General features: G+C 37.0%; 8 protein-coding genes. All 8 read right to left on the bottom strand.

From position 1 onward, the window contains the following. Positions 1-426: 426 nt before the first annotated feature. Positions 427-879: a carboxymuconolactone decarboxylase family protein gene (locus tag HZF10_RS15685; RefSeq protein WP_176007181.1), complete on the bottom strand. Its 453-nt coding sequence runs from the start codon at positions 877-879 to the stop codon at positions 427-429. 68 nt (positions 880-947) lie between these two features. Continuing rightward, the gene (locus HZF10_RS15680) at positions 948-1,523 is read right to left on the bottom strand and encodes a Crp/Fnr family transcriptional regulator (RefSeq protein WP_176007180.1); all 576 of its coding nucleotides are present in this window, start codon (positions 1,521-1,523) and stop codon (positions 948-950) included. Positions 1,524-1,976: 453 nt separating this feature from the next. After that, positions 1,977-2,549 carry a hypothetical protein gene (locus HZF10_RS15675; RefSeq protein WP_176007179.1) on the bottom strand — a complete coding sequence of 191 codons (573 nt, stop codon included), beginning with the start codon at positions 2,547-2,549 and terminating at the stop codon, positions 1,977-1,979. A 212-nt stretch (positions 2,550-2,761) separates the two neighbouring features. After that, complete coding sequence (locus HZF10_RS15670) at positions 2,762-3,361, bottom strand: hypothetical protein (RefSeq protein WP_176007178.1); 600 nt, start codon at positions 3,359-3,361, stop codon at positions 2,762-2,764. A 145-nt stretch (positions 3,362-3,506) separates the two neighbouring features. Further along, positions 3,507-4,274 (bottom strand): hypothetical protein, encoded by a 768-nt coding sequence (locus HZF10_RS15665; RefSeq protein ID WP_176007177.1) that lies wholly within the window; start codon positions 4,272-4,274, stop codon positions 3,507-3,509. 15 nt (positions 4,275-4,289) lie between these two features. After that, on the bottom strand, positions 4,290-4,625 hold the full coding sequence (locus tag HZF10_RS15660) for a hypothetical protein (RefSeq protein ID WP_176007176.1): 336 nt from the start codon (positions 4,623-4,625) through the stop codon (positions 4,290-4,292). 479 nt (positions 4,626-5,104) lie between these two features. Continuing rightward, a complete protein-coding gene (locus tag HZF10_RS15655; RefSeq protein ID WP_176007175.1) occupies positions 5,105-5,455 on the bottom strand; it encodes a hypothetical protein in 351 nt (116 codons plus the stop codon). A gap of 71 nt (positions 5,456-5,526) precedes the next feature. Next, a partial coding sequence (locus HZF10_RS17940; RefSeq protein WP_217703395.1) for a hypothetical protein occupies positions 5,527-5,875 on the bottom strand: 349 nt, incomplete at its 5' end.

Here is a 5,875-nt window from a genome sequence, read left to right as displayed (position 1 = left end):
TTTGCTGCAACATAGAGTAGGATAAACAAAAAGGTCTTCATTGTGGATTTTTTCATAGTTGCAGGTAACGTTAGGCCGCTAACCGAGCGTTGCTGGCTTTCGGAGAATGTACTCTCTGCCGAACGCGGACGAAGTAAAACTAATGAATTTTTCTAGCTTGAAAGAGCAGAAAAATTCTTAGTTTTACGGCTTAGATAAAAGCACTTCATTTTGCCTTAAGCCCAGCAATGGCGGTTAGCGGCGGTTACCTGCAGTCTTCTATATTTGAACCTCACACCACTTACTTTTTTCTGGATATTCTTTTATGAGGGTCAGCTGCTGACCATATTTGAAGGCATACTACGGTTAAATAAATTCATAGAATATCTTATCTGTAAAAAAATCGCAGGTTACGAAACCTGCGATTTTTTTTATAGTCTTGTGTAATTATGCAAGACTTTGTCCTATCGGTAGATGGGTACTTAATACGACTCTGTTCCAGAGGTTGATAGTAATTATGGCAGTTATAATATCTGCAATTTGAGTTTCGCTAAAAAACTGTAATGCGGTTGAATAGGTATCATCTGACAATCCATTTTGATGGATTAATGTTATCTCTTCCGTTATTGCCAATACTATTTTTTCCTCTTCCGTAAAAATACCCTCAGCTTCTCTCCAAGCATTCAGTAGAAAAATACGCTGATTTGTTTCTCCACTATTAATTGCGTCTTGAGTATGAATATTGATGCAGTAGGCACAACCATTAATTTGTGAAGCACGGATCTTTATAAGTTCTTTGGATGTCTTAGATATAGGAGCATTTGAAATATACATTTCTAAGCCAACCATAGCTTTTAATGCATTTGGAGCAACTTCCTTAAAATTAAATCGTTTTTGCATTGTATTATTCTTTTAAAATTGTTCAATACAAAATTGGAGAATAAGAAAATAAAAAAACTTAAACTGGTTTAAGAAAGAAGTCTCTTACGGATTTCGCTTAAATATTCAGGAGTAAAGCCCAGATAGGAAGCGATTAAGTATTGGGGGACACGTTGAACAAATTCGGGATGATTTCTAACGGCTTGGAAATAAAATTCTTCTTTTGAAAACGAAAAAAGAAATTTAATGCGCTTTTGAGCCGCTGCATAAGCCCGCTGGTAAACAAAACGGAAATACCGTTCCATCACAGGAAATTCTTTTAATAATTTTTCCTGTTTATCTGGTGTAATATACAATATTGTCGATTTCTCTACAGCCTGAATATAAAATTCAGTATGAACTCTGTTTTCGTAGGCAAAGTTATCTGTAAGCCACCAAGTCTCGATGGCAAATTCAGTGGTTTGTTCAGTACCTTTTTCGTTGATGTAAAACTTTCGTAACAAACCGCTCAAAACAAAATAATGATGCCTGCAAATTTGTCCCTCCTCTAATAGGTTTTCTTTTTTTGCGACCTCTTTCATGTCAAAGAATTTTTTAATTTCTTCAAATTCATCGTCAGAAACTTTTGCGAATTTAGTTATATGTTTTTTGAAAATTTCGGACATCTTTGACTTACACGATTTGTATTTAAGATTGCAGGTAACGTTAGGCCGCCAAACGCAGTGGCGGGCTTTCGGAGAGCGTAAGCTCAGCCGAAAGATACGAAGTTCTTGAAAGAAATTTACAATAAGTTGTAAACCCGCCATTGCGATTGGCGGCGGTTACTGGCCGGCCGGTAAATATGCGGCACAGTTGCGGCTCTACGCAATTTTGCATGAACGTTAAGCGAACTGGAAATCGGGGATGATTGATATTTTTCCGAGGTTATGAACAGAACAAAATTGCGAATATAAATATGCAGCAAGAGGTGGCTGGCGAGTAACGTTCGGCGGCTTGCCGACCGTGGCAGCCTTGCGGAGATTGTATTCTCCGACGTGAAGATACGAAGTTCTGGAAAGAGATCGTCCCGTTAGTCATCTCCGCTGCCATGGCGGGAAGCCGTTGTTACCAGTAGTTGCTTAACCGTTTATCTTCAAATTATTAAATGAGCTTTTTATGTATTCCCAAAATATTCCGCTTGCTTCTTGCGGAATAACAAAAGTCATAATTAAGCTGGCAATAGTTCCAATAAATAGAGATTTCCAGTCGAACTTGTTCAGTTCGTCAACTTTTTGGGATAGCAAATCCAATTTATTTTCGATAATACTTAGTTTTTCCGGAGCCAAATTTAAAAGTTGGATTCTAGCTTTTAAATCCTTAATGTTTTCCTTTGTTTGCAATTTTTCGATATCTGAAAACTGAGCGTTTAGATCTTCAAATTCTGTATTCAAAAAATTTGTGTTTTCAAAAGATTCCCAGCCAGTCGTTGAATTTAATTCGCTAAAAACTTGTTTGCACCAATTGTCAAACTTACTTACAGTTGTTCCCCAAGTTGAACTTGTCGTCTGGGCATTTTTTCGAGTTATTCCAAAAATGGTTAGACTGTAAGCATCATCTCGAGTTTTTTCAATAGCAAATGAAAAATAGTCATGCTTGAACTTAATTTTAAACTCCTGATACTCTCCGGTTGCCTCGAAGTCTAGAAGATTCAAATTGTTTTTTTTGAATACTTTGGACAATTCTAATTTTTGCGAATTTGTTATTCTCATGGGCATTTTGCAATTACTGGTAACGTTCGGCGGCTTCCCGATCATGGCAGCCTATCGGAGATAGTTCTCTCCGACGTGAAGATACGAAGTTTTGGAAACAGATCTTCCCTTTAGTCATCCGGCTGCCATGGCGGGAAGCCGCTGTTACCAGCGGTTTAATTCATTAACTCCTTGTAAATTTTTACAATGTTAGCGAATTGACGCAAATCTTGAACATGCGGAAATCCCGTTGAAAATCCTTCTGCATTCGTGTAGGAGTAAGCCCTAAACTTTGTGCCGACTTTAAATTCGATAAAGTAAATAGTCCCGTCAACCGCACCCATTAATTGTGTTTGTTCTTCGCCAGTTCTAAGATCGATAAAGTCATTACTTAATTTTAATTCAGATTGATTTTTAAGGCTGAAAATATTCTCAGAGATAAGCCGATTTACAACCTCGTCTAAGTTTTCTCTTTCGATCGCACGTTTGTCTATTTTTCCATCGTATTTATCATATTGATATTTGTATGCCCGCCATAAACCATCATAATAAATTACGACGGATTCGACAGACCGCGTGGATGGATAAATTTGAAATCTGATTTCAATTTTGTTCTTTGAATCCACTATTGGATTAAGATATTCCTTGAATGAATTAGTCTTATTAGTGAGCGTATCGGAAATGACCGTTCCTAAAAACAACTTATCTTCAATATTTTGAGCATTTGACAATGTTGCCCAAAAGAGAATGGTTAATATTATGACGTAGTTTTTCATAAATCGCTGGTAACGTTAGGCCTATTCGCGCCGTTGCGGAAACCGGAGCGCGTTCTCTCTGCCGAACGGAAACGAAGTTATGGAAATTGGGCGAACTTTTTGCCGAAAACCAGCAATGGAGTGAATAGGCGGTTGGCAGCAGTGTTTATTTTAAAAACTCAGTTTCTTTCGGTTCGAGTTCTTTTTTTATTTCTGAGATAAACTCTTCAAATCGCTTTTTTAATTTCAAGTCGCTTTTTAATTCCTCCTGAAAACTACCTTTTTTATATTTGCCTTGTCCCTTTTTGTCTTCAAATGCGATGATTTTATCAAAGTTTTTTCCATGCCTACCAAGTTTATTTGCAGTACTACTATTTTTATAGCGCATCGCTAAAAAGTATTTGCAATCAGGAAAGATTGATTTGATATCTGAAGCGTAAGCGGAATAAATTATCAGACCATGAGAAGTAATATCATTATATTTCAACTCACAAATCACTTTCGGAATGATTAAATCAGACGAATTCTTAAGGTTGTTTTTATGAAGTAAAACAGTTTTTGATTTTTGTAAATCACTTATATCAATAGTTTCGCGATAAATGACAATATCTTGATCTACAAACCCAAATTGAAGTAGGTGTCCACCGCTTTTTGATGTGTGCATAAAAATATCTTTAAGCACTTTACCCTTGAAGACTTTTACATCATCAAATTCTAAATCTAATCGAGTTTGGATACACTCAATTAAATCAGAATTCCATAACTCTTCGCTTCGCGATTGCTTTTCTACTAAATTTTCCTCCATGATATCTGATTTAACATTGCTGCCAACGTTAGGCCGCCAAACGCAGTGGCGGGCTTTCGGAGAGCGTAAGCTCAGCCGAAAGATACGAAGTTCTTGAAAGAAATTTACAATAAGTTGTAAACCCGCCATTGCGATTGGCGGCGGTTAGCTGCTGGTTTTGTTAGGTAATTTTTGATCGACAAACTGTATTAATTTTTGAAATTCAGTTTCACCTATTTCCTCTTTTCCGAGAATATAAGATGAAGTTTCGTTTAGATCTAGAAAAAGGTTATTATCAATAATTCTGTAGCTTTTGAAAACTGACCAGTCGGTTTTATAATCCACTTTAAAATCTGAATAGCGAAAGTATTCATTATTAAATTCCCAAATACTATCTTGGTTTGCATGAATATGTTTTCTTGCTTCAAGTTCAGATTCTTGGAAAAATCTCTTTTTGTTTTTATAATAAAGCGAATTGATTTTATAAAATTGGAACAACAAAAAAATCCAATTAGTATAAATAGAATGCCAATATTACTTTTCCCCAATTTGATTAAAACTCCTAATGGAATAAAAACCATTGCACCAATTAAATTGCCTCTATTTTTAGCATTTATTCGTTTCCATGTCAAATAAAAACGTAACTCGTTTTGTTTGTGAGTTAGTTCATATACAAAGGGAATTTCAAATTTCATCATTAGGGTAGATGTTCGTCATATTTGATAAACTAGCAGCTAACGTTAGGCCTATTCGCGCCGTTGCGGCGATCGGAGAAAGTACACTCCGCTAAGACGAAAGTTAGCAAAACTTTTGAATTTTTCTAACTTGAAAAGTTTGAAAAATTCATTGTTTTGCGGCTTTGGAAAAGAGGCTTCCCGTTACCGGAAACCAGCAATGGCGTGAATAGGCGGTTAACTGCAGGTTCTATAAGTTCTGATAATTATTTTTCGGCTTTTGAATTGGGAAGCTTTGAAAATAAATTAGTAGCCAAGTCGATTTGCTAAATCTTGATAATCTTCTACAAATTTGTTGGTTTTTTCGTCAGACCAACTTAACAAGTCATTTGCCATCTGAAAGTTTAAAAGACTTTGCGTTGCGAATTGCTGAATTGTTTCCATCATAAAAGCAATAGACGCTGCATCTTCAACAGAAGTTTCATTTCTAGTCATGATACCTTTTAGATCAAGTAATGCATTTTCAAGCATATCATTCCCGTCTAAGTTTGCCTGCCTCATACTTTCAGCGAATTCAGAAATTTTCTGCATAACTTCTACAGAGTAATGTGCGAGTTCCTGCATTTTTGCAAGTTCATTTGTCATAATGTTGGTCATTAAGGTTAATTGTATTTCTATCAAAATTCAGGCTTCTTTTGACGGACGCGGTTCTGAACTTGCAGTTAACGTTAGGCCGCCAACCGCAGTGGCGGGCTTTCGGAGAGCGTAAGCTCCGCCGAAAGATACGAAGTTCTTGAAATAAACTTACAACAAGCCGTAAACCCGCCATTGCGATTGGCGGCGGTTACTGGCCGGCCGGTAAATAAGCGGCGCAGTTGCGGCTCTACGCAATTTTGCATGAACGTTAGGCGAACTGGAAATCGGGGATGATTGATGTTTTCCGTGGTTAAGAACAGAACAAAATTGCGAATATAAATATGCGGCAAGAGGTGGCTGGCGAGTAACGTTTGGCGGCTTCTTTGTCGCCGCGACCTTTCGGAGAGAGTACTCTCCGTTATTGGAAACGAAGTTAATGAA

The sequence above is a fragment of the Flavobacterium agri genome, assembly GCF_013401995.1.
Taxonomy (GTDB): domain Bacteria; phylum Bacteroidota; class Bacteroidia; order Flavobacteriales; family Flavobacteriaceae; genus Flavobacterium; species Flavobacterium agri.
The sequence above is the reverse complement of the archived record's forward strand: the minus strand, read 5'-3'. Positions and strand labels throughout refer to the sequence as shown.